We start from the raw sequence: 23,007 nt of genomic DNA, 5'->3' as shown, positions 1-23,007 counted from the left end.
AGTTTTACGACGCTGTCCGGTAGCCTGCGGAGTGTGTAAGAAAATTCTCGTGCGTTAGGCGATTGTCGACAATCACGCATTTTTCTTTGACGTATCGTGTGCTCATAGCTAGATTTAGCGCTATTGAAATTCAAGGTGTCGACAATGTTGGGTGCGCTTGAAGAAGTTACGGTGTTGGCGGACGATTCGGAAACCCTTTCCGAGCACGTCTTTCGGCGTATTCAGGCGGCCATCGTCAAAGGCGAGATTGCGCCGGGCAGCAAAATTTCCGAGCCGGAACTGGCCCGTACCTATGGCATCAGCCGTGGCCCGCTGCGCGAAGCGATCCATCGTCTCGAAGGCCAGCGTCTGGTGGTCCGCGTGCCGCATGTCGGTGCCCGCGTGGTCTCCCTGAGCCACGCCGAAATGATCGAGCTGTACGAAATTCGTGAATCCCTTGAAGGCATGGCCTGTCGGCTGGCCGCCGAACGCATGACGAGCGAAGAGATCGATGAGTTGCGCCGAGTGCTGGATACCCACGAGCGCGACGCTGCGTTTCAGGCCGGTGTCGGCTATTACCAGCAGGAAGGCGATTTCGACTTTCATTACCGGATCATTCAGGGCAGCGGCAACCGCACCCTCAGCCAGATGCTCTGTGGCGAGCTGTATCAGCTTGTCCGCATGTACCGCATCCAGTTTTCCACCACGCCGAACCGACCCCGCCAGGCCTTTGCCGAGCATCACCGCATCCTCGATGCGATTGCCGAACGCGATGGCGAGCTGGCCGAATTATTGATGCGCCGCCATATCGGTGCGTCCAGACGCAACATCGAGCGCCATTATCAGGCGGCTACCGACCGAGGTGAATCATGAGTCGCGACACCACAACTCCCGGACAGCGTTTTCGTGACGCGGTCATCAGCGAACAGCCGTTGCAGGTGGTTGGCGCAATCAATGCCAATCATGCGCTGCTGGCCAAACGTGCCGGGTTCAAGGCGATTTATCTGTCCGGTGGCGGAGTGGCTGCAGGCTCGCTGGGTATTCCGGACCTGGGCATTACCGGGCTTGAAGATGTGCTGATCGATGTGCGACGCATCACCGATGTCTGTGATCTGCCGCTGCTGGTCGATGTCGACACCGGTTTTGGTTCGTCGGCATTCAACGTGGCGCGCACCGTGCGTTCGATGATCAAGGCCGGTGCGGCCGCTATCCATATTGAAGATCAGGTCGGTGCCAAGCGCTGCGGGCATCGTCCGAACAAGGAAATCGTGTCGCAGCAGGAGATGGTCGACCGCATCAAGGCCGCCGTCGATGCGCGGACCGACGACAGTTTCGTGATCATGGCGCGCACCGATGCGCTGGCGGTCGAAGGTCTTGAGTCGGCCCTGGAGCGGGCAGCGGCCTGCATCGAAGCCGGTGCGGACATGATCTTCCCGGAAGCGATCACCGAGCTTGCCATGTACAAGCAGTTCGCCAACCGCGCCGGTGTGCCGATCCTGGCCAACATCACCGAGTTCGGTGCCACGCCGTTGTTTACCGTGGACGAGCTGCGCGACGCTGATGTATCGCTGGTGCTCTATCCTCTGTCGGCATTCCGCGCCATGAACAAGGCGGCGGAAAATGTCTACGGCGCGATTCGCCGTGACGGCACCCAACAGAATGTGATCGACACCATGCAGACCCGAATGGAGCTGTACGACGCCATCGATTACCACACCTTCGAACGCAAGCTCGACGCGCTGTTTGCGCAGAAGAAAGGCTGAAAAAAAGCCCGCTGATCGTTCTCACGCTCCTGCGTGGTAACGCCGCCCAGGACGCTCAGCGTCCGCTCTCGAGTGTTTCGTGGCGCACGAGCGGGATATTCACATGATCATTCCCGACAATTTCAAGAACTGGAGAATGCAATGGCTGAAGCAAAAGTATTGAGCGGCGCAGGTCTGCGGGGCCAGGTCGCCGGACAGACTGCCCTGTCCACCGTCGGCATGGCGGGCGCTGGCCTGACCTATCGTGGCTATGACGTTCGCGAGCTGGCCGCCGAAGCGCGCTTCGAAGAAGTCGCCTATCTGCTGCTCTACGGTGAGTTGCCGACCCGGATGCAACTGACCGCCTACATGCAACGCCTCACGGAAATGCGCGAACTGCCTCAGGCCCTGAAAGAAGTGCTTGAGCGCATACCCGCCGACACCCACACGATGGACGTGATGCGCACCGGGGCCTCGATGCTCGGGACCCTGGAACCGGAGCGCAGCTTCGAGCAGCAGCGCGATGCCACCGACCGCCTGCTGGCAGCCTTTCCGGCGATCATGTGCTACTGGTACCGCTTCAGCCATGAAGGCAAGCGCATCGACTGCATCACGAACGAAGACTCCATCGGCGGGCATTTTCTGCACCTGCTGCTGGACAAGACACCCAGCGAACTGCACCGCAAGGTCATGGACGTGTCACTGATCCTGTACGCCGAGCACGAATTCAACGCTTCGACGTTTACCGCACGTGTCTGCGCATCGACCCTGTCCGACCTGTATTCCTGCATCACGGCGGCGATCGGCACGTTGCGCGGTCCGTTGCATGGTGGCGCCAACGAAGCGGCCATGGAGATGATCCAGCGTTTCGGGTCGGCCGAAGAGGCTACCCAGGGCACGCTGGGCATGCTGGAGCGCAAGGAGAAGATCATGGGCTTCGGCCATGCGATCTACAAGGAATCCGACCCGCGCAACGAGGTGATCAAGGGCTGGTCGAAACAGCTCGCCGATGAGGTGGGTGACACTGTGCTGTTTCCTGTTTCCGAGGCCATCGACAAGGTCATGTGGGAGCAGAAGAAGCTGTTTCCCAATGCGGACTTTTACCACGCCTCGGCCTACCACTTCATGGGCATTCCGACCAAGCTGTTCACGCCGATCTTCGTCTGCTCGCGCCTGACGGGCTGGGCGGCGCATGTGTTCGAACAGCGCAGCAACAACCGCATCATTCGTCCGAGCGCCGAGTACACCGGCGTCGAGCAGCGCAGCTTCGTGCCCATCGAGCAACGCTGAACCAGGTGGGCAGGGGAGCCGCCGATGAGCTTCCCGCCTGCTTTTCGAAACCTGATTTAGCCGCTATGAACCGAGCCCAGCAATGAACAGTGAATTTCGCAAACCGCTTCCCGGCACCCGACTGGACTACTTTGATGCACATGCAGCCATCGAAGCCCTCAAGCCCGGTGCATACGCTACCTTGCCTTACACCTCACGCGTGCTGGCCGAAAATCTGGTGCGTCGCTGTGATCCGGCGACCCTGAATGCCTCGCTGACCCAGTTGATCGAGCGCCGCCGCGACCTGGATTTTCCGTGGTTTCCGGCGCGTGTGGTGTGCCACGACATTCTGGGTCAGACCGCGCTGGTCGACCTCGCAGGCCTGCGCGATGCCATCGCGTCCCAGGGCGGCGACCCTGCGCTGGTCAATCCGGTGGTGCCGGTGCAACTGATCGTCGATCACTCGCTGGCCGTGGAGTGCGGCGGCAATGACCCGCAGGCGTTCGAGAAGAACCGCGCCATCGAGGACCGCCGTAACGAAGACCGCTTCCACTTCATCGACTGGACCAAGCAGGCGTTCAAGAACGTCGAAGTGATCCCGCCCGGCAACGGCATCATGCATCAGATCAATCTGGAGAAAATGTCGCCGGTGGTTCAGGTACTCGATGGTGTGGCGTTTCCCGACACGCTGGTCGGCACCGACAGCCACACTCCGCACGTCGATGCGCTTGGGGTGATTGCTATCGGCGTGGGCGGCCTTGAAGCGGAAAACGTGATGCTGGGTCGCGCGTCCTGGATGCGTCTGCCGGACATCATCGGGGTCGAACTGACGGGTCGCCGTCAGCCCGGCATTACCGCAACCGACGTGGTATTGGCCCTGACTGAATACCTGCGCCAGCAGAAAGTGGTGGGCGCGTACCTGGAATTCTACGGCGAAGGCGCGGCCAGCCTGACCCTGGGCGACCGGGCGACGATTTCCAATATGGCGCCTGAGTACGGTGCCACGGCCGCGATGTTCTCCATTGACTCGCAGACCATCGATTACCTGCGCCTGACCGGACGTGAGGACGAGCAGGTCAAGCTGGTCGAACTGTACGCCAGGCACACCGGATTGTGGTCCGATAGCCTTGAACAGGTGGAATACGAGCGCGTGCTGAGCTTCGATCTGTCCAGCGTGGTGCGCAACATGGCCGGGCCGTCGAATCCGCATGCGCGTGTGGCCACGTCGGATCTGGCTGCCAGAGGTATCGCCGGACAATGGGATGAAGTGCCGGGGCAGATGCCCGATGGCGCGGTGATCATCGCCGCGATCACCAGTTGCACCAACACCAGCAACCCGCGCAACGTGATCGCCGCAGGTCTGCTGGCACGTAACGCCAACCGCCTGGGGCTGACTCGCAAGCCCTGGGTTAAGTCCTCGCTGGCGCCCGGTTCGAAAACCGTGGCGTTGTATCTGGACGCTGCCGGGCTGACCACGGAGCTTGAGCAACTGGGTTTCGGCGTGGTGGCGTTTGCCTGCACCACCTGCAACGGCATGTCCGGAGCGCTGGATCCGGTCATCCAGCAGGAGATCATCGACCGCGATCTGTACGCGACTGCTGTACTGTCCGGTAACCGCAACTTCGACGGACGAATCCATCCTTACGCCAAACAGGCATTTCTCGCCTCGCCGCCGCTGGTAGTCGCTTACGCGATTGCAGGCACGATCCGGTTCGATATCGAAAAGGATGTGCTGGGCGTTGTCGATGGCAAAGAGATCCGCCTGATGGACTTGTGGCCGAGCGACGAAGAAATCGACGCCGTGGTGCAGGCTTCGGTCAAGCCGGAGCAGTTCCGTCAGGTCTACATCCCGATGTTCGCCATCGAAGAGCATACCGGTCCGAAGGTCGAGCCGCTGTACGACTGGCGCCCGATGAGTACCTATATCCGCCGTCCACCTTACTGGGAAGGCGCGCTGGCCGGAGAGCGCACGCTGAAGGGCATGCGCCCGCTGGCGGTGCTGCCGGACAACATCACGACCGATCACCTGTCGCCGTCCAACGCGATCATGCTCAACAGTGCCGCCGGTGAATACCTGGCGAAAATGGGCGTGCCGGAAGAAGACTTCAACTCTTATGCCACCCACCGCGGCGATCACCTGACCGCCCAGCGCGCCACGTTCGCCAACCCGCAACTGGTCAACGAAATGGCGGTCGTCGAGGGCAAGGTCAAGAAGGGGTCACTGACCCGGATCGAGCCGGAAGGGCAGGTCACGCGCATGTGGGAAGCCATCGAAACCTACATGGCACGCAAACAGCCGCTGATCATCATTGCCGGTGCCGACTACGGTCAGGGCTCGTCCCGTGACTGGGCGGCCAAAGGTGTGCGGCTGGCGGGCGTCGAGGCGATTGCGGCCGAAGGTTTCGAACGTATCCATCGCACCAATCTGGTCGGTATGGGGGTGTTGCCGCTGGAGTTCAAACCGGGCACCAACCGACTGACGCTGGGCATCGACGGCAGCGAAACCTACGACGTCGTTGGTCAGCGTACGCCGCGTGCAACCCTGACGCTGGTGATCACTCGCAAGAACGGCGAGCGCCTGGAAGTGCCGGTGACCTGTCGTCTGGACACCGGCGAAGAACTCTCCATTTATGAGGCGGGCGGCGTGCTGCAACGCTTTGCCCAAGACTTCCTCGAAGCGACTGTGTCTTGAAATCAGAGCAGCGCTGATCGTGCTCATGAAGAGTATGGGCACGACTGATGACCGGGACAGGAACAGACATGACTCATTTACCGCAAATCCGAATCCCCGCCACCTATATGCGTGGCGGTACCAGCAAGGGTGTGTTCTTCAACCTGCTTGACCTGCCCGAAGCTGCGCAGGTTCCAGGTCCGGCAAGAGACGCACTGCTGTTGCGCGTGATCGGCAGTCCCGATCCGTATGAGAAACAGATTGATGGCATGGGCGGGGCGACGTCCAGCACCAGCAAAACCGTGATCCTGTCTCGCTCCGACAAGGCCGATCACGATGTCGATTATCTGTTCGGGCAGGTGTCCATCGACAAGCCGTTCGTGGACTGGAGCGGCAACTGCGGCAATCTCTCGGCAGCGGTTGGCTCGTTCGCGATTCTCAGCGGTCTGGTGGATGCCAGTCGCATTCCGCAGGACGGCATTGCCACGGTGCGCGTCTGGCAGGCCAACATTGGCAAGACCATCATCGCCCACGTGCCGATCAGTAAAGGCGAAGTGCAGGAAAGCGGCGACTTCGAGCTGGACGGCGTGACCTTTCCCGCAGCCGAAGTACAACTGGAGTTTCTTGACCCGGCCGCAGACGAAGAGAGCGCCGGTGGCTCGATGTTTCCCACCGGCAATCTGGTAGATGACCTGGAAGTGCCGGGTGTCGGCACGTTGAAGGCAACCCTGATCAACGCGGGCATTCCGACCATTTTCATCAACGCCGCTGATATCGGTTACACCGGCACCGAGCTGCAGGGCGACATCAATGGCAGCCCTGAAGCACTGGCGAAGCTGGAAACCATTCGGGCATACGGCGCTGTGCGCATGGGACTGATCGGGCATGTGGACGAAGCGGCACGTCGGCAGCACACGCCGAAGGTCGCTTTCGTCGCGCCGCCGTCCGGCTACGTGTCGTCCAGCGGCAAGCCGGTCGCGACGCAGGATATCGATCTGCTGGTGCGTGCCGTGTCCATGGGCAAGCTGCACCACGCGATGATGGGCACTGCCGCTGTGGCGATTGGTACAGCGGCGGCCATTCCGGGCACGCTGGTGAATCTGGCAGCGGGCGGCGAAACCCGCAGCGCGGTACGTTTCGGTCATCCCTCCGGCACTTTACGGGTGGGCGCCGAGGCGCATCAGCAAGAGGGCGAATGGAAAGTCACCAAGGCCATCATGAGCCGCAGCGCCAGAGTGTTGATGGAAGGCTGGGTGCGTGTGCCGCAGGCCTAGTGCGCTCGGTCGTACCAATGCTCCGCGTTCGCACCCAGTCCGCTGAAGACACGCAATCCGTGTGGGAAGCGGCTTGCCGGCGATGGCGTGAGGCATCGGCTGACACAACGCCTCGCCGGCAAGCCGCCTCCCACAACAAGTTCGCGGTTGGACGAGGCTGGCTTGCTCCGCTCGGCAATTCAATCAAATGGCCCCTACTTGAACCGCCGCTCAACCCCTTTCTCCACCAGCACCTTGGCGGAAATTTCTTCCACTGAAAAATGGGTGGAGTTGATGTTCGGGATGTTCTCCCGGCGAAACAGACTCTCCACTTCTCGCACTTCGAATTCACATTGCGCAAAGCTTGAATAGCGACTGTTGGGTTTGCGTTCGTGACGAATGGCCGTCAGGCGATCCGGGTCGATGGTCAGGCCGAACAGTTTCTCGCGATGCTGCTTGAGCGCCGCAGGCAGTTGCAGGCGCTCCATGTCGTCTTCGGTCAGTGGATAATTGGCTGCCCGGATGCCGAACTGCATGGCCATGTACAGGCAGGTCGGGGTCTTTCCGCAGCGCGAGACACCGACCAGAATGATGTCGGCCTTGTCGTAATAATGCGTGCGCGCACCGTCATCGTTATCCAGTGCGAAATTGACCGCCTCGATGCGCTCCATATAGTTGGAGTTGTGACCGATGGAGTGCGATTTGCCCACCGAATACGAGGAGTGTGAACTAAGCTCCAGTTCCAGCGGCGCCAGGAAGGTCGAGAAAATATCGATCATGAAGCCGTTCGATGTCGCCAGAATTTCCCGGATGTCCTGATTGACGATGGTGTCGAAGATGATCGGCCGCACCTCGTCCTTGTCGGCGGCCTTGTTGATTTGTTGTACCATCGCCCGCGCTTTCTCGACGCTGTCGATATAGGGCCTGGTGAACTTGTTGAACGTGATGTTTTCAAATTGCGCTAACAGGCTTTGCCCAAGGGTCTCGGCCGTGATGCCGGTCCCGTCGGAGATGAAGAAAGCGGATCGTTTCATTTGCGCCCCTGGCCTTAAGCAGTTGACGATTTCTGGATATCATAGGCGCGCTTGCGGGCCCTGAGGGTCTGCATTCTCGCCTATTTTGAAGGTTCGGGTTCGCGCCTGTTCCGAAACGCCTGCGGTCGCGTTGCCGTGACCCCGGTGAATGAGCTTTTCCCAACAATAAACACAGTTAGTGGAGAGATCACCTTGGTAGAGTACGTAGTTTCCCTCGATAAGCTCGGCGTCCATGATGTGGAGCATGTGGGAGGCAAGAACGCATCCCTCGGCGAAATGATCAGCAACCTCGCAGGCGCTGGTGTCTCGGTGCCTGGTGGTTTCGCGACTACGGCCCAGGCCTACCGTGATTTTCTCGAGCTCAGCGGTCTGAACGATCAGATCCACGCAGCTCTGGATGCTCTTGATGTCGACGACGTCAACGCCCTGGCCAGGACAGGCGCGCAGATTCGTCAGTGGATCATGGAAGCCGAGTTCCCCGAGAAGCTCAACGCCGAGATTCGCACTGCGTTTGCCGCGCTGTCGGCAGGCAATCCGAATCTGGCCGTTGCCGTGCGTTCTTCCGCCACCGCCGAAGACCTGCCTGATGCTTCCTTCGCAGGCCAGCAGGAAACCTTCCTGAACATCCGTGGCGTCGAGAACGTCATTCGTGCCGCCAAGGAAGTGTTCGCCTCGCTGTTCAACGACCGCGCCATTTCCTACCGTGTGCATCAGGGCTTCGATCACAAGCTGGTCGCACTCTCCGCTGGCGTGCAGCGCATGGTGCGTTCCGAAACCGGTACTGCGGGCGTGATGTTTACCCTCGACACCGAATCGGGTTTTCGCGACGTGGTGTTCATCACCGGCGCCTACGGCCTGGGTGAAACGGTTGTACAGGGCGCGGTCAACCCGGACGAATTCTACGTACACAAGGACACCCTGGCCGCTGGCCGCCCTGCGATCCTGCGTCGCAATCTGGGCAGCAAGGCCATCAAGATGATCTACGGCGAAGAAGCCAAGGCCGGTCGTTCGGTCAAGGTGATCGACGTCGAGCCTGCGGATCGTGCGCGTTTCTGCCTGACCGATGCCGAAGTGTCCGAACTGGCCAAACAGGCGATGATCATCGAGAAGCACTACAAGTGCCCGATGGACATCGAGTGGGCCAAGGACGGTGACGATGGCAAGCTCTACATCGTTCAGGCGCGTCCTGAAACCGTGAAGAGCCGCGCCTCGGCCAACGTCATGGAGCGCTACCTGCTCAAGGAGACCGGCAAGGTGCTGGTCGAAGGTCGCGCAATCGGCCAGCGCATCGGCGCGGGCAAGGTGCGGATCATCAAGGACGTGTCCGAGATGGACAAGGTCCAGGCAGGTGATGTGCTGGTCTCCGACATGACCGACCCGGACTGGGAACCGGTCATGAAGCGCGCCAGTGCCATCGTCACCAACCGTGGCGGTCGTACCTGCCACGCGGCGATCATCGCTCGCGAGCTGGGCATCCCGGCCGTGGTGGGTTGCGGCAATGCCACCCAGTTGCTGCAGGACGGGCAGGGTGTGACGGTGTCCTGCGCCGAAGGCGACACCGGTTACATTTTCGAAGGCGAGCTGGGTTTCGACATCAAGACCAACTCGGTCGATGCCATGCCCGAGCTGCCGTTCAAGATCATGATGAACGTCGGCAACCCGGACCGCGCGTTCGATTTCGCCCAGTTGCCCAACGCCGGTGTCGGCCTGGCGCGTCTGGAGTTCATCATCAACCGGATGATCGGCGTGCACCCCAAGGCGCTGTTGAATTACTCGCTGCTGCCGCCGGAAATCAAGGACAGCGTCGACAAGCGCATCGCCGGTTACGACGATCCGGTCGGCTTCTACGTCGAGAAGCTGGTCGAGGGCATCAGCACCCTGGCTGCCGCGTTTACCCCGAAAAAGGTCATCGTGCGTCTGTCGGACTTCAAGTCCAACGAATACGCGAACCTGATCGGCGGCAAGCTGTACGAGCCGGAAGAAGAAAACCCGATGCTGGGTTTCCGCGGTGCATCGCGTTACATCAGCGAAAACTTCCGCGACTGCTTCGAGCTGGAATGCCGTGCCCTCAAGCGTGTGCGTGAAGACATGGGCCTGACCAACGTCGAGATCATGGTGCCGTTCGTGCGCACCCTGGGCGAAGCGAGCCAGGTCATCGACCTGCTGGCGGCCAACGGCCTGAAGCGCGGCGAAAACGGTCTGCGCATCATCATGATGTGCGAGCTGCCGTCCAACGCGATTCTGGCTGAAGAGTTCCTCGAATACTTCGACGGGTTCTCCATCGGCTCCAACGATCTGACGCAACTGACCCTCGGTCTGGATCGTGATTCGGGCGTCATTGCGCACCTGTTCGACGAACGCAACCCAGCGGTCAAGAAGCTGTTGTCCAACGCCATTCAGGCCTGTAACAAGGCTGGCAAGTACATCGGCATCTGCGGTCAGGGGCCTTCCGATCACCCGGATCTGGCGCGCTGGCTGATGGATCAGGGCATCGAGAGTGTTTCGCTCAACCCCGATTCGGTGCTGGAAACGTGGTTCTTCCTGGCCGAGGCGCAGGCGCCGGTCTGATGTGACGCGAAAAAGCCCTGAGCCGTCTTGTGGTTCAGGGTTTCATCAAAAAGAGGCGGTTTTTTCGGAGACCGCCTTTTTTATGCGCCTCACGGCGCACCTACACGCAGTTTCATACAGTCTGTCAGAGGCGACCCGATGCCTTTGAATTTCCGAAAAAGAGCAATATGCAAAGCAGCAGCCACCTATTTCCCGTTGCCTTGATCAGTGCCGAGCGTCGTGGTGATCTGGTCGAGGATGTCTACCGCCTCAAACCTGCCAACAGTCCTGACCCGAGCGTCGAATTGGCCGTGACCCGTCTGGGTCTGGTCGATCAGGCTCATGGACGGGGCATTCCGGTCATTCTGGTACACGGCAGTTTTTCCAATCGCAGGTTCTGGTATTCGCCCAAGGGTATCGGTCTGGGGCCGTTTCTGGCGCGTGCCGGTTATGACGTCTGGATTCCCGAAATGCGCGGACACGGGCTGTCGGCGCGCAACCAGAACTATCGCGCCAATTGCGTGGCCGATTACGCCCGCTATGACGTGCCAGCAATCGCCGCCTTCGTACAAGAGCAAAGCGGGCAGGTACCCCACTGGATCGGTCATTCGCTGGGCGGTACCACGCTGGCTGCAGCGTTGGGTGGCGAATACCTTGGCGTCGAGAGCGCGGCGTCGGTGGCGCTGTTCGGCAGTCAGATCAGTCGCAGCTACTGGCCGCTGAAGATTCCGCCGCTGCAATGGTCCAGTCGTCTTCTGCTCAAGCGTTTCGAGCATGTATCGGGTCCGCGTTTCAAGCGCGGCCCGGAAGACGAGCCCATGGGCGTATTGCTTGAAAGCATGCGCTGGCAAGGTCTGTTCGGGCGTTTCGGTGATCGTCACGGTGACTGGTGGGCAGGCTTGAAAGCCGTTCAGGTTCCTTTGTTGGCAGTGGCCGCGGTGGGCGATCACCAGGATCCGGTGTGGGCCTGTCGGATGTTGTTCGATCAGGTGGGCAGCGAACTCAAGCAGTTTCTCTGTCTGGGCCGCGAGCATGGCTTCAACGAAGATTTCGGTCATGTGCAGATGCTGGTCAGCAAGGGCGCGCAGCAACAGGTCTGGCCCCGAGTGATCGATTGGCTGCGCGAGCGGTCTGCTGAACAGACAGCCGAGTTTCAGGTGGCAGTAGGCAGTTAGCGGTTAAAGTCGCTATAAAGACACTGCACTGAGCAGCACGCTGAATCTGCACCATTCTTGAGTCCATGCCTCAATGACAGGAGTTGACCTCATGCACTACCTCACCCCCGATCTGTGTGACGCTTATCCGGACCTGATACAGGTTGTCGAGCCGATGTTCAGCAATTTCGGTGGACGCGACTCGTTTGGCGGCCAGATCGTCACCCTCAAGTGTTTCGAAGACAACTCACTGGTCAAGGAGCAGATTGCTCTGGACGGCAAGGGCAAGGTCCTGGTGGTCGACGGTGGTGGGTCGCTGCGTTGCGCAATGCTGGGCGACATGGTCGCCGAGCAGGCCTCGAAAAATGGCTGGGAAGGTCTGCTGATCTACGGCTGCGTGCGCGACGTGGACATGCTGGCCCAGACAGATCTGGGCGTGCAGGCGCTGGCCAGTCATCCGAAGAAAAGCGAAAAGCGCGGCATCGGTGAGCTCAATGTACCGGTGACCTTCGGCGGTGTGACCTTCAAGCCGGGCGATTATCTGTACGCCGATAACAACGGCGTGATCATTTCTCCTTCCCCCCTGACCATGCCGGAATAAGCGACGTATCAATGTTCGATGAAGCAAACGCGCAGTGGGGGCTGGTTCATGCCCTCGTATTGGATGGTAAGGGTGGGGCGCGTTTCATCGCTCGGACCGAGCTTCAGGACCTTCAGATGCAGCCGCAGGAAAGCCTGTGGCTGCATTGGGATCGCAGTCATCCGCAGACCCAGACATGGTTGCGCACCGCCAGCGGCTTGAGCGAGTTCGCCTGCGATCTGCTGCTGGAAGAAAATACCCGGCCGCGTCTGCTGGCGTTGCCGGACGAGGAATTGCTGCTGTTTCTGCGCGGCGTGAACCTCAATCCCGGTGCCGAGCCGGAAGACATGGTTTCGGTGCGGATTTTCGCAGCGGCGCAGCGGGTCATCTCGTTGCGGCTGCGGCCGTTGCGCGCCACCGAAGAACTGATCGAGCTGCTCGGCCAGTCCAAAGGCCCCAAAACGGCGTCGGAACTGATTCTCTATCTGGCCCAGTACCTGACCGACAAGGTTCAGGACCTGGTGGGTGAGCTGACTGAATCGGTCGATGAGGAAGAAGAAAAGACCGACGCCGACGAACGGTACAGTCCCGAGCATGGCAAGTTGCTGCACATCCGCCGCCGTGCGGCCGGGCTCAGGCGTTTTCTGGGGCCTCAGCGCGATATCTATGGCCAGCTTTCACGGATCAAACTGACCTGGTTCGACAACGATGACGCGGACTACTGGAACGAATTGAACAACAGTCTGACCCGTTACCTTGAAGAGCTTGAACTGACCCGAGAGCGAGTCGGGCTGCTGCTTGAGTCCGAAGACCGGCGTCTGCGCGAGCACATGAATCGCACCCTGTACCGCTTCGGCATCATCACCGGTATCTTCCTGCCCATGAGTTTTCTGACCGGCCTGCTGGGTATCAATGTCGGTGGCATTCCGGGGGCGGAAAATCCCTATGGTTTTCTGGTCGCATGCGGCCTGATCGTAGCGCTGGCGGCCGGGCAGTGGTGGTTGTTCAGGCGGTTGCGTTGGGTATAAGGCTTATACTTATATGTTTTTTCATGAAGCGTTTGTGACTCACCCGCAAAGCGTCACGTCTTTGACTTACATTGCGTGAGGTGCCTGATGCACGATCCGTTCGAAGAATCTTTACGTGACATGCTTAACTCGTCATCCTCCAGCCGGGACGACGATGCATGTCTGGGGCGAGTCCTGAAAACCGCCAACCGCCAGGTCGGTGCCGGTGTGTTGTTCGGGCTGCTGGGCCGTTGGTCCGAGGCACTGATGATCGCGCTCAACAACGGTTCCGCCCATGTCGCTCCCGTTTCCCGTCGCACCGGATCTGGTGCCCGTTCTACCGATAAGGCTGATTGAGCATGGAATTGAACCTCTGGACGCAGAGCCTTCTTGCTGCAATGACTGCATTGTGGACCAAAGTTGCAAACTTCATCCCCAACCTGTTTGGCGCGCTCGTCGTGGTGGTGCTCGGCTTTGCCGTAGCCAAGCTGCTTGATGCGCTGCTGTCCAAACTGCTCGCCAAGCTGGGGCTGGATCGTCTGGTCGGCGGCACAGGGCTGACCAAGATCATGGGACGCGCCGGCGTCAAGGTGCCGATCTCCACACTGATCGGCAGGATCGTCTACTGGTTCGTGTTGCTGATTTTCCTGGTATCCGCTGCAGAGTCTCTGGGTCTGCAGCGCGTATCGGCCACGCTCGACATGCTGGCGCTGTATCTGCCGAAGGTGTTCGGCGCGGCACTGGTGCTGCTGGTCGGTGTACTGCTCGCACAGCTGGTCAATGGGCTGGTGCGCGGTGCGGCCGAAGGCGTCGGCATCGATTACTCCGCCGGCCTTGGGCGAATTGCCCAGGGACTGGTCATTATCATCAGCATTTCTGTCGCGATCAGCCAGCTGGAGGTTAAAACCGACCTGCTGAACCATGTGATCGTGATTGCCTTGCTGACCGTTGGTCTGGCGGTCGCCCTGGCATTGGGCCTGGGAAGTCGCGAAATTGCAGGTCAGATCATCGCCGGAATTTATGTGCGTGAACTCTATCAGGTAGGCCAGCAGGTGCAGATAGGCGACACCGAAGGGCAGATAGAGGAAATCGGTACGGTCAAGACGACCCTGCTGACAGACGAAGGGGAGCTGGTTTCTTTTTCCAACCGCATCCTCCTCGATCAGAGAGTAAGCAGCCGTTAAGCGGCTAACCTGCTAATCTATGCCGCCAAGTTGCCGGAAAGGGCTGTGGCGGACATTGACCTGACTGTCGGCAAGATTCGTTTTGAATAAACCTCAACCGCTTTCAACGCGCTACGATCCACACGAGCTCTCGGATGAGGAGCTGGTGGCACGCGCCCACGTCGAGCTGTTTAACGTGACGCGGGCGTATGAAGAATTGATGCGTCGCTATCAGCGGACACTTTTTAACGTCTGTGCACGTTATTTAGGGAACGATCGCGATGCTGACGATGTCTGTCAGGAGGTGATGCTTAAGGTGTTGTATGGCTTGAAGAATTTCGAGGGTAAATCGAAATTCAAGACCTGGCTCTACAGCATCACGTACAACGAGTGCATCACTCAATACAGGAAGGAACGGCGTAAGCGTCGCTTGATGGACGCTTTGAGTCTGGATCCGCTTGAGGAAGCGTCGGAAGAAAAGACGCCCAAACCTGAAGAGCGGGGCGGTCTCGATCGCTGGCTTGTGCATGTGAACCCGATCGATCGGGAGATTCTGGTGCTGCGATTTGTCGCAGAACTGGAGTTCCAGGAGATCGCAGACATCATGCACATGGGCTTGAGCGCAACGAAAATGCGTTACAAGCGGGCGCTTGATAAACTACGTGAGAAATTTGCAGGTATCGTCGAAACTTAACGGCGAGCAAATATCTCTAACGAACTGGCAAGGTCTGGTAGACTTGCCGACGAGTTGTCCCCAGTTATGCGGGACTGCTTTACAATCATCAGATGGGGATTTAACGGATGAAACTGAAAAACACCTTGGGCTTGGCCATTGGTACTATTGTTGCCGCAACTTCTTTCGGCGCTCTGGCACAAGGCCAAGGCGCGGTCGAAATCGAAGGCTTCGCCAAGAAAGAATATTACGATAGCGATCGTAACTTCAAAAACGACGGCAACCTGTTCGGCGGCTCCGTTGGCTACTTCCTGACCGATGACGTTGAACTGCGTCTGGGCTACGACGAAGTTCACAACGTCCGTAGCGACAGCGGCAAGAACATCAAGGGCGCCAACACCGCTCTGGACGCTCTGTACCACTTCAACAACCCGGGCGACATGCTGCGTCCATACCTGTCTGCCGGTTTCTCTGACCAGAGCATTGGCCAGGACGCTCGTGGCGGCCGTGACGGCTCCACCTTCGCCAACATCGGCGGCGGCGCGAAGCTGTATTTCACTGACAACTTCTATGCCCGTGCAGGCGTTGAAGCTCAGTACAACATCGACCAAGGCAACACCGAGTGGGCGCCAAGCGTCGGTATCGGCGTTAACTTCGGTGGCGGCAGCAAGAAAGTTGAAGCAGCACCAGCTCCAGTAGCTGAAGTGTGCTCCGACAGCGACAACGATGGCGTTTGCGACAACGTTGACAAGTGCCCAGACACCCCAGCAAACGTAACTGTTGACGCTGATGGCTGCCCAGCCGTTGCTGAAGTGGTTCGTGTTGAGCTGGACGTGAAGTTCGATTTCGACAAATCCGTAGTCAAGCCTAGCAGCTACGGCGACATCAAGAACCTCGCTGACTTCATGCAGCAGTACCCACAAACCTCCACCACTGTTGAAGGTCACACTGACTCCGTCGGTCCTGACGCTTACAACCAGAAGCTGTCCGAGCGTCGTGCAAACGCCGTTAAGCAGGTCCTGGTCAACCAGTATGGCGTTGGTGCTAGCCGCGTAAACTCGGTTGGTTACGGCGAATCCCGTCCAGTTGCTGACAACGCAACTGAGTCTGGCCGCGCAGTTAACCGTCGCGTAGAAGCAGAAGTAGAAGCTCAAGCTAAGTAATTAGCCGCTTGTACTGAAAAGCCCGGCTCAGGCCGGGCTTTTCTTTGTCTGCGATTTGAGCGTGCATGCATGCTGGCGGGTAGGCAATAAAGCTGGAACTCAGCCGGCCCGTTGCTGAAGATCGTCCAACAATGTCTGATTCAGGACTTCCTGGTTGCCTGCCGCGACTGCGCCGATCACCAGAATGGCAGGGCTCTTCAATCCGAACGCAACGGCATCACGCTGCATGTCCGCAAGGGTGCTGCGGCATTCACGTTGCGATGGCAGGGACGCGTTCTCGATCATCGCCACCGGCATGTCCGGGCTCATTCCTCCCGCCAGCAGGTTCTCATGAATCTGTGGCAGCTTCGCCACGCCCATGTACACCACCAGTGTCGTGCCGCTTTGCGCCAGAGCCTGCCAATTGAGGCTGCTGTCGTCCTGAGTATGGGCGGTGACCAGCGTCACACCACGGCTGATTCCACGTAGCGTCAGCGAGATACCGCATTGCGTTGCGCCCGCCAGGCCTGCGGTAATGCCGTTGACCAGCTCCACCGTCACGCCACGCTCCTGCAACCAATCCGCCTCCTCACCGCCACGGCCGAAGATGCACGGATCTCCGCCCTTTAAGCGCACCACGCATTTACCCTGTCGCACGTAGCGCAGCATCAGGCGATGGATGAAGGCCTGTGGCGTCGAGCGACAACCGCCGCGCTTTCCGACCGGGATAACCCTTGCAGCAGGACAGTGCTCAAGCACAGCGGGGTTGACCAGATCATCGATCAACACCACATCCGCCTCATGCAAGGCCCGCACGGCCTTGAGCGTCAGCAATTCGGGATCACCCGGGCCTGCGCCCACCAGCCAGACTTTTGCGCTCATGCTGTGTTCCTCATTCAGTGACCATCACGGTGTTGATCAGTCTTTTTATTTCAGGGACGCAGGAACCGCACATCGTCCCACAGCCCAATTGTTTCTTCAGTTGATTCAAGTCCAGGCCAGCTTCGAGGCCTTTCAGCACAGCGCTCTGTTTGACGTTCATGCAGTTGCACAAGGTCTTGTCGCGTGCTTGCGATCCATCCTTGCCCGGCTCGCTGCTCAGTGGCGCGAGCAGCCAGCGGCGCAGCGGTAGATCGACGCGCTCCTCGAGCCACAGCGTCTGCAACCAATGCTGCGCCAGGGTTTCGCCGGCCAGGCGGATGGCGGTAATACGACCGTTGTCGATCCGCACCCGCTTGCCGATGGCGCGCTTGGGGTCGTCGTAGGCCAGTACCGGACCTTCATCGACGCTCAGCAACACGTCGATCTGTTGCAGCAGGCTCGCGTCCGGCGCGACAGCGTTTGCAGCCCTAATCACCAGGGCAGGGCGCTCGCGACCGACGAGGCCGAGACTCAGGTAGGTGAACGATCCGCACAGTGTTCGCAGACGCTCCCATTGCTGCTGCACATCACCTTCCACCAGTGCGAAGAACTGCCAGGGCAAATCGGCTTTTTCAATCCTGACGCCAGAATGTTTGAGTTCCGGCTGTTTTGAAATAGGGTCATACGCCGGCTGGGTCAGGACATTCACGCCACCCTTGAGGAAGCGATCACCCCAGTGCATGGGCAGGAATGCCTGGCCGGGACGTACGCTGTCATCACTGCTCACCGGCACATACAGTTCACCGCGACGGCTGACCAGTTTGATCAGGTCGCCGGCCTGCAACGCATGCAGTTGCAAATCTTGCGGGTGCAGACCCAGGACCGCTTCGCTGACGTGGCCGAACAGGCGGGCAGCGGTCCCGGTCCGGCTCATGCCGTGCCATTGGTCACGCAGGCGACCGGTGTTGAGGGTCAGCGGGAATTGAGCATCGCGCAGTTCCCTGGCAGCCACGTACGGTTCGCTCAGGAACTGCGCACGGCCCGATGGAGACGGAAAAATGCCATCCGCATACAGGCGCGGCGTTCCGACGCTGGCGCCCACCGGGAATGGCCATTGCTGCGGCCCCTGACGGTCGATCAATGCGCGATCAATGCCTGACATGTCCAGGTCGCGCCCGGCGGTCAGGCCTTTGAATTCATCGAACAGGGCGGCCGGATTCCTGAAGTCGAACAGGGCGGGCGCTTCGGGTTGCAGCCGATGTTGCAGGCGTTGGGCAAAGTCCACGGTGATCGCCCAATCGGGACGTGCCTGGCCGGGTGCCTGGATCGCCTTTCGGACGTTGGAAATCCGTCGCTCCGAGTTGGTCACCGTGCCTTCCTTTTCGCCCCAACTGGCGGCGGGCAGCAACAGGTCGGCGAAGCGTGCCGTTTCGGTGGTCTTGAACGCTTCCTGAAGCACCACGAACGGGCAGGTCTGCAGCGCCTCTCTGATCCGGTTCTGGTCCGGCAGTGACTGCGCCGGGTTGGTACAGGCAATCCACAGCGCCTTGATCTTGCCGCTCTGTACCTGTTCGAACAGCTCGATGGCAGACAGCCCGGGGTTGGCGGGCAACTGGTCGATGCCCCAGTATTCGGCCACTTCGGCGCGATGTTCCGGGTTGGCGGCTTCGCGATGGCCCGGCAGCAGGTTGGACAGGCTGCCGGTTTCACGGCCACCCATGGCGTTTGGCTGGCCGGTGAGCGAGAAGGGGCCGGCGCCGACGCGGCCGATCTGGCCCGTTGCGAGGTGAAGATTGATCAGCGCGCTGTTCTTGGCGCTGCCCGCCGTGGACTGGTTCAGCCCCATGCACCACAGTGACAGGAAGCTGGGCGTTTCGCCGATCCAGCGGGCGCAGGTCAGCAGTTGCTCGAGCGCAATGCCGCACAGCTGTGCAACATGCTCCGGCGGGTAATCGCGGACCAGCGTTTCGAGGTCGTCGTAGCCCTGAGTGTGTGCGGCGATGAACGCCTGATCGATCTGGCCCTCGCTCATCAGCACATGCAGGATGCCGTGAAACAGCGCCACGTCGGTGCCTGGCTGAATCGCCAGGTGCAGATCGGCCAGTTCGCACGTGTCGGTATGCCGAGGATCGATGACGATGAGTTTCATCGTGGGTCTGCGGCTCTTCGCTTCTTCCAGACGACGGAACAGAATCGGATGGGCGTAGGCCATATTGCTGCCGACGATCATCACGCAATCGCTCAGCTCGATGTCTTCGTAGCTGCAGGGCGGGGCATCGGCGCCGAGGCTGCGTTTGTAGCCCGCCACGGCCGATGACATGCACAGCCGCGAGTTGCTGTCGATGTTGTTGGTGCCGATCAGGGCGCGGGCCAGTTTGTTGAACGCGTAGTAATCCTCGGTCAGCAACTGGCCGGAAATGTAGAACGCCACGCTGTCGGGTCCGTGCTCGCGGATGCTGTCGGCGAATACATTGGCAGCGTGATCCAGCGCCGTATCCCAGGCGATGACACTGCGGGCCAGATCCTTGCCCAGGCGCAGTTCCGGATAAAGTGCACGCGCGTCGATGTCGCCGGTCAGGTGCAGGCTCGAACCTTTGCTGCACAGTTTGCCGAAGTTGGCCGGGTGCTGCGGGTCACCACTGACGCCCAGAATGTTCTGCCCGTCGTGCTCGATCAGCACCCCGCAACCCACGCCGCAGTAGCAGCAGGTGGATGCCGTGATTTGAGTGGTCGGGATCGCCAGGCGGGTCATGCGCACGCCGCCTCGGTTGGAGCGGGTTCGCCGAACATCAGGTGGTTGCGAATGGCATCGATGCCCTGGCCGTCGCGAATCTGTTTCAAGTACCAGCTGCCATCGGCGGTGTCGCCGTACAGGCACGCACCCACCAGCACGTCATTCTTGATGACCAGTTTTTTATAGATCCCGCTGATGGGGTCGGACAGGGTGATGCTTTCCGTACCTTCGCCACCCAGAAAGTCGCCAGCGGAGAACAGGTCGATTCCCGTCACTTTCAGCTTGGTCGACGTCACCGAGCCCTGGTAACGGGCGAAACCCAGCTGCGCAAGGTGATTGGCGCAGACCCTGGCCTGTTCGAACAGTGGTGCGACCAGGCCGTAGGCGATGCCTCGATGGCTGACGCACTCGCCGATGGCGTAGATACGCGGGTCGTAGGTCTGCAGCGTGTCGTTGACCAGAATGCCACGGCTGCACGGCAGGCCAGCCTGTTCGGCCAGTTCGGTATTGGGACGAATGCCGGCTGCCATCACCACCAGATCAGCGGCGATGACATCGCCGTTCCTGAAGCGCACTGCTTGTACGCGACCGTGATCGTCGCCCAGCAAGGCCTCGGTCTGCGCGTTGAGGCGAAAGCTCAGGCCGCGCTGTTCAAGCGCAGTCTGAAGCATCAGGCCGCTGGTCTTGTCCAGTTGGCGCTCCAGCAGCGTCTGTCCGTTGTGGACCACCGTGACCTGCATGCCGCGCATGCTCAAGCCATTGGCCGCTTCCAGGCCCAGCAGACCGCCGCCGATAACCACTGCGCGCTTGTGCGTGGCGGCGGTGTCGATCATTTCCCGGGTGTGGCCTATGTCGCGATAGCCGATCACGCCCTCCAGCGTATTGCCGGGAATCGGCAGAATGAACGGGCTCGAACCGGTGGCGATCAGCAGGCGGTCGTAATGGGCCTGCGTGCCGTCGTCAGCGATCACCAGACGCTTGATGCGATCAATCCTGACCACGCGCCGGTTCAGCAGCAACTGAATGCCGTTGTTTTCATACCAGGCGAGGTCGTTGAGTACGATTTCTTCGAACGTCTGTTCGCCTGCCAGCACTGGCGAGAGCAGAATTCGATTGTAGTTGGGGTGTGGCTCGGCACCGAAGACTGTGATGTCGTACAAGTCTTCGCTCAACTTGAGCAACTCTTCGAGTGTGCGCACGCCGGCCATGCCGTTGCCAATCATCACCAGTTTGAGTTTTTTCATCGTGCCTCCGAGTCACCGTCAGGGTGTGCTCGACAAATTGCGCGCAAACAAAAAAGGCGTCCCGTCAGTTGCCTGACGAGGACGCCTTTGTCCGGTCCCGTTCTCTCGGGAAGCACTGCCTTCATCGTTGAGGGCGGCGCGTTATGAAACTTCTGAGGGAGATCATGCAGCGGTTGTGCCAACTCTGATCAGGCCGCGAATGCGGGGGTTCGGGTCAATGGCGGGAGAGTTGCCTGCACTGCGTTGAGGCGCGTTGCACAGAAGCGGGGCGATGTAGGGCGGTTCAGCGCTTAATGGCGGCTCATCAGCCAGATCAGACCGACCAGATTGATCAGCAGAGATACCAGTGCCAGCGTACGCCATACCCTCAGCGGCTCGCGCTCCAGCAATGGCCTGGGTCGCGCAACCACAGGGCGTTGTTCGGCCTGTTCCAGTTCAAGCTGCCATTGCTCGGCGGTTTCATAACGCTGGGCGGGATTTGCCTGCACGGCCTTGTCCAGACTCTGGCTCAGCCAGAGCGGCAAGTCGGGCCGGTAGCGACTGGCCGGAATCGGCATGCCGAAGCGGCGGTGCTGAAAAGCCTCGATTTCGCCATACGGATACTGGCCGGTCAGCAGGTAATAAAGCGTGACGCCGACTGCGTACAGATCCTGTTGCGGATCGGGCTCCGCGCCGTTGAAGGACTCCGGTGCAATATAGCTCGGCGTGCCCGGCAGATCCTCTGCATTGGCGGCCGACAGACCGGGGCAGAACGCCAGGCCGAAATCCAGCAGGCGCAACTCGCCGTCGTCACCCAGCAGCAGGTTCTCCGGCTTGATGTCGCGATGGATGATGTTGCGTCGATGCAGAAGACCCGTGGCCCGCAGCAGTCGAGTGGCCAGATCCTGCCATTGCGCCAGCGGCAACGGTCCGCTCAGGGTGAAGAGATGGGCGAGCGTACGGCCGGAGTATTCGCGCATGGCGTAATACAAATGCTGACGCTCGGGCAGTGGATGGATTTCCGGAAAGAAGCGCCCGGCGACCCTGCGCAGGAACCATTCCTCCAACAGCAGGCCCTGACCCGCACCGGGTTCGTCATGCCGGGCAGACGGCAGCGTCTTGATCAGCCAGGGCAGCCCATGAGCGTCGTGGGCGCGGTACAGAATGGATTGCCGCGACTGGGCCAGCACATTGCCAATACTCCAGCCTTCAAACACCTGGCCGGGTTTGAGTGCCGGCGGTAACGGCCATTGCTGTAACTGCAACAGCGCATCCCCGAGATCATCCTCGCCCAGGCTGTCGACCTGAATGAGCAGGGCGCTGGCGTTGTCCTGACTGCCCGCCAGATGCGCCGCGCTGACCAGGGTTCTGACCGCTGCATCCAGATCGTCCTGTTCGGTCAGGATCGAACGGATGCTGGCATCGCCCAGCGTCGCCCAGATGCCATCGCTGACCAGCAGCAGGCGCTCGCCCTCACAGAGTTCGCCCTCCAGATAGTCCATGACCACGTACTGATCCAGCCCCAGCGCACGCTTGAGCACGTGCTGCATGTCGGCCTGTTCCCAGACATGGTCTTCACTGATGCGTTTGAGCTTGCCGCCTTGCCAGCGATAGGCACGACAATCGCCCACATGGGCGAGGGTGAAGCGTCTGCCGCGCAGGACCAGCGCGCTAAGGGTGGTCAGCAGACCGTTGGCCAGCAGCCAGCGGTTCTGGGCCAGCAACAGACGATCCAGAGACTGGGCAACGCCCCAGGTTTCGGGTGTCGAGTAGTAGTCCAGCGCCAGCGCCTGCAGGGTCGACTGCGCAGCCAGCGCACCATCGGCGCACTGACTGACCCCGTCGGCCAGGGCAAACAGATAACCCTTGCTGGCCGCCAGTGCTGCGACCGGGGTCACCAGACGCAGGGCGTCCTGATTCTCCGGTCGCGGGCCGCTGGCGCTGAACTCGGCAAAGCGCAGTTGCAGCGTCATGG

18 protein-coding genes and 1 pseudogene are annotated in these 23,007 nt (G+C 60.2%); 13 read left to right on the top strand and 6 right to left on the bottom strand.

What is annotated here, in order from left to right:
- Positions 1-144: 144 nt before the first annotated feature.
- The 5 genes from AC0IXS_RS04235 (at position 145) to prpF (ending at position 6,935) form a co-directional block, all read left to right on the top strand.
- The gene (locus tag AC0IXS_RS04235) at positions 145-852 is read left to right on the top strand and encodes a GntR family transcriptional regulator (RefSeq protein WP_004888357.1); all 708 of its coding nucleotides are present in this window, start codon (positions 145-147) and stop codon (positions 850-852) included.
- Positions 849-1,742, top strand: a complete 894-nt coding sequence (gene prpB, locus AC0IXS_RS04230) for a methylisocitrate lyase (RefSeq protein ID WP_057411182.1) — start codon at positions 849-851, stop codon at positions 1,740-1,742. Before AC0IXS_RS04235 ends, prpB begins: the two co-directional genes overlap by 4 nt.
- Before the next feature lie 141 nt (positions 1,743-1,883).
- Positions 1,884-3,011 carry a bifunctional 2-methylcitrate synthase/citrate synthase gene (prpC, locus tag AC0IXS_RS04225; RefSeq protein WP_471823925.1) on the top strand — a complete coding sequence of 376 codons (1,128 nt, stop codon included), beginning with the start codon at positions 1,884-1,886 and terminating at the stop codon, positions 3,009-3,011.
- Between the two features lie 82 nt (positions 3,012-3,093).
- On the top strand, positions 3,094-5,682 hold the full coding sequence (gene acnD, locus AC0IXS_RS04220; RefSeq protein ID WP_057409608.1) for a Fe/S-dependent 2-methylisocitrate dehydratase AcnD: 2,589 nt from the start codon (positions 3,094-3,096) through the stop codon (positions 5,680-5,682).
- Between the two features lie 68 nt (positions 5,683-5,750).
- Complete coding sequence (gene prpF, locus AC0IXS_RS04215; protein WP_122689667.1) at positions 5,751-6,935, top strand: 2-methylaconitate cis-trans isomerase PrpF; 1,185 nt, start codon at positions 5,751-5,753, stop codon at positions 6,933-6,935.
- 194 nt (positions 6,936-7,129) lie between these two features.
- On the opposite strand, the gene ppsR is transcribed toward prpF, so the two are convergent.
- Together ppsR and AC0IXS_RS04205 are read right to left on the bottom strand one after the other, a co-directional pair.
- Positions 7,130-7,948: a posphoenolpyruvate synthetase regulatory kinase/phosphorylase PpsR gene (gene ppsR / locus AC0IXS_RS04210; protein WP_004885714.1), complete on the bottom strand. Its 819-nt coding sequence runs from the start codon at positions 7,946-7,948 to the stop codon at positions 7,130-7,132.
- 39 nt (positions 7,949-7,987) lie between these two features.
- Positions 7,988-8,194, bottom strand: coding sequence for a hypothetical protein (locus AC0IXS_RS04205; RefSeq protein WP_370454405.1), 207 nt, complete (start codon positions 8,192-8,194; stop codon positions 7,988-7,990).
- On the opposite strand from AC0IXS_RS04205, the gene ppsA reads away from it, so the two are divergent.
- The 8 genes from ppsA (at position 8,141) to AC0IXS_RS04165 (ending at position 16,235) form a co-directional block, all read left to right on the top strand.
- The gene (ppsA, locus tag AC0IXS_RS04200; protein ID WP_025996036.1) at positions 8,141-10,516 is read left to right on the top strand and encodes a phosphoenolpyruvate synthase; all 2,376 of its coding nucleotides are present in this window, start codon (positions 8,141-8,143) and stop codon (positions 10,514-10,516) included. The two genes, AC0IXS_RS04205 and ppsA, sit on opposite strands and share 54 nt — an antisense overlap.
- Before the next feature lie 167 nt (positions 10,517-10,683).
- The gene (locus tag AC0IXS_RS04195; protein ID WP_471823922.1) at positions 10,684-11,670 is read left to right on the top strand and encodes an alpha/beta fold hydrolase; all 987 of its coding nucleotides are present in this window, start codon (positions 10,684-10,686) and stop codon (positions 11,668-11,670) included.
- Between the two features lie 91 nt (positions 11,671-11,761).
- Positions 11,762-12,250: a ribonuclease E activity regulator RraA gene (gene rraA / locus AC0IXS_RS04190; RefSeq protein WP_029244453.1), complete on the top strand. Its 489-nt coding sequence runs from the start codon at positions 11,762-11,764 to the stop codon at positions 12,248-12,250.
- Positions 12,251-12,261: 11 nt separating this feature from the next.
- The gene (locus tag AC0IXS_RS04185) at positions 12,262-13,257 is read left to right on the top strand and encodes a zinc transporter ZntB (RefSeq protein ID WP_057409603.1); all 996 of its coding nucleotides are present in this window, start codon (positions 12,262-12,264) and stop codon (positions 13,255-13,257) included.
- A gap of 87 nt (positions 13,258-13,344) precedes the next feature.
- Positions 13,345-13,593 carry a hypothetical protein gene (locus AC0IXS_RS04180; RefSeq protein WP_057409602.1) on the top strand — a complete coding sequence of 83 codons (249 nt, stop codon included), beginning with the start codon at positions 13,345-13,347 and terminating at the stop codon, positions 13,591-13,593.
- Between the two features lie 2 nt (positions 13,594-13,595).
- Complete coding sequence (locus tag AC0IXS_RS04175) at positions 13,596-14,420, top strand: mechanosensitive ion channel family protein (RefSeq protein WP_004885692.1); 825 nt, start codon at positions 13,596-13,598, stop codon at positions 14,418-14,420.
- 82 nt (positions 14,421-14,502) lie between these two features.
- Entirely contained in the window at positions 14,503-15,093 is a 591-nt protein-coding gene (gene sigX / locus AC0IXS_RS04170) for an RNA polymerase sigma factor SigX (RefSeq protein WP_004885689.1), read from the top strand.
- Positions 15,094-15,200: 107 nt separating this feature from the next.
- Entirely contained in the window at positions 15,201-16,235 is a 1,035-nt protein-coding gene (locus AC0IXS_RS04165) for an OmpA family protein (protein ID WP_004885687.1), read from the top strand.
- 99 nt (positions 16,236-16,334) lie between these two features.
- Here the strand turns inward: AC0IXS_RS04165 and cobA are convergent, their stop codons facing one another.
- The 4 genes and pseudogenes from cobA to AC0IXS_RS04145 form a co-directional block, all read right to left on the bottom strand.
- Entirely contained in the window at positions 16,335-17,096 is a 762-nt protein-coding gene (gene cobA, locus AC0IXS_RS04160) for a uroporphyrinogen-III C-methyltransferase (protein ID WP_122668361.1), read from the bottom strand.
- 10 nt (positions 17,097-17,106) lie between these two features.
- Positions 17,107-19,827, bottom strand: a complete 2,721-nt coding sequence (locus AC0IXS_RS04155) for a nitrate reductase (protein WP_471823918.1) — start codon at positions 19,825-19,827, stop codon at positions 17,107-17,109.
- Positions 19,828-19,847: 20 nt separating this feature from the next.
- Positions 19,848-21,053, bottom strand: a pseudogene (locus AC0IXS_RS04150) (NAD(P)/FAD-dependent oxidoreductase); the annotation flags it as partial.
- 290 nt (positions 21,054-21,343) lie between these two features.
- The gene (locus AC0IXS_RS04145; protein ID WP_471823916.1) at positions 21,344-23,005 is read right to left on the bottom strand and encodes a protein kinase domain-containing protein; all 1,662 of its coding nucleotides are present in this window, start codon (positions 23,003-23,005) and stop codon (positions 21,344-21,346) included.
- Between the last annotated feature and the right edge of the window lie 2 nt (positions 23,006-23,007).

The organism is Pseudomonas sp. AC016 (assembly GCF_979253365.1).
Note: the sequence above shows the minus strand (reverse complement) of the source record. Positions and strands in the feature narration are given on the sequence as shown.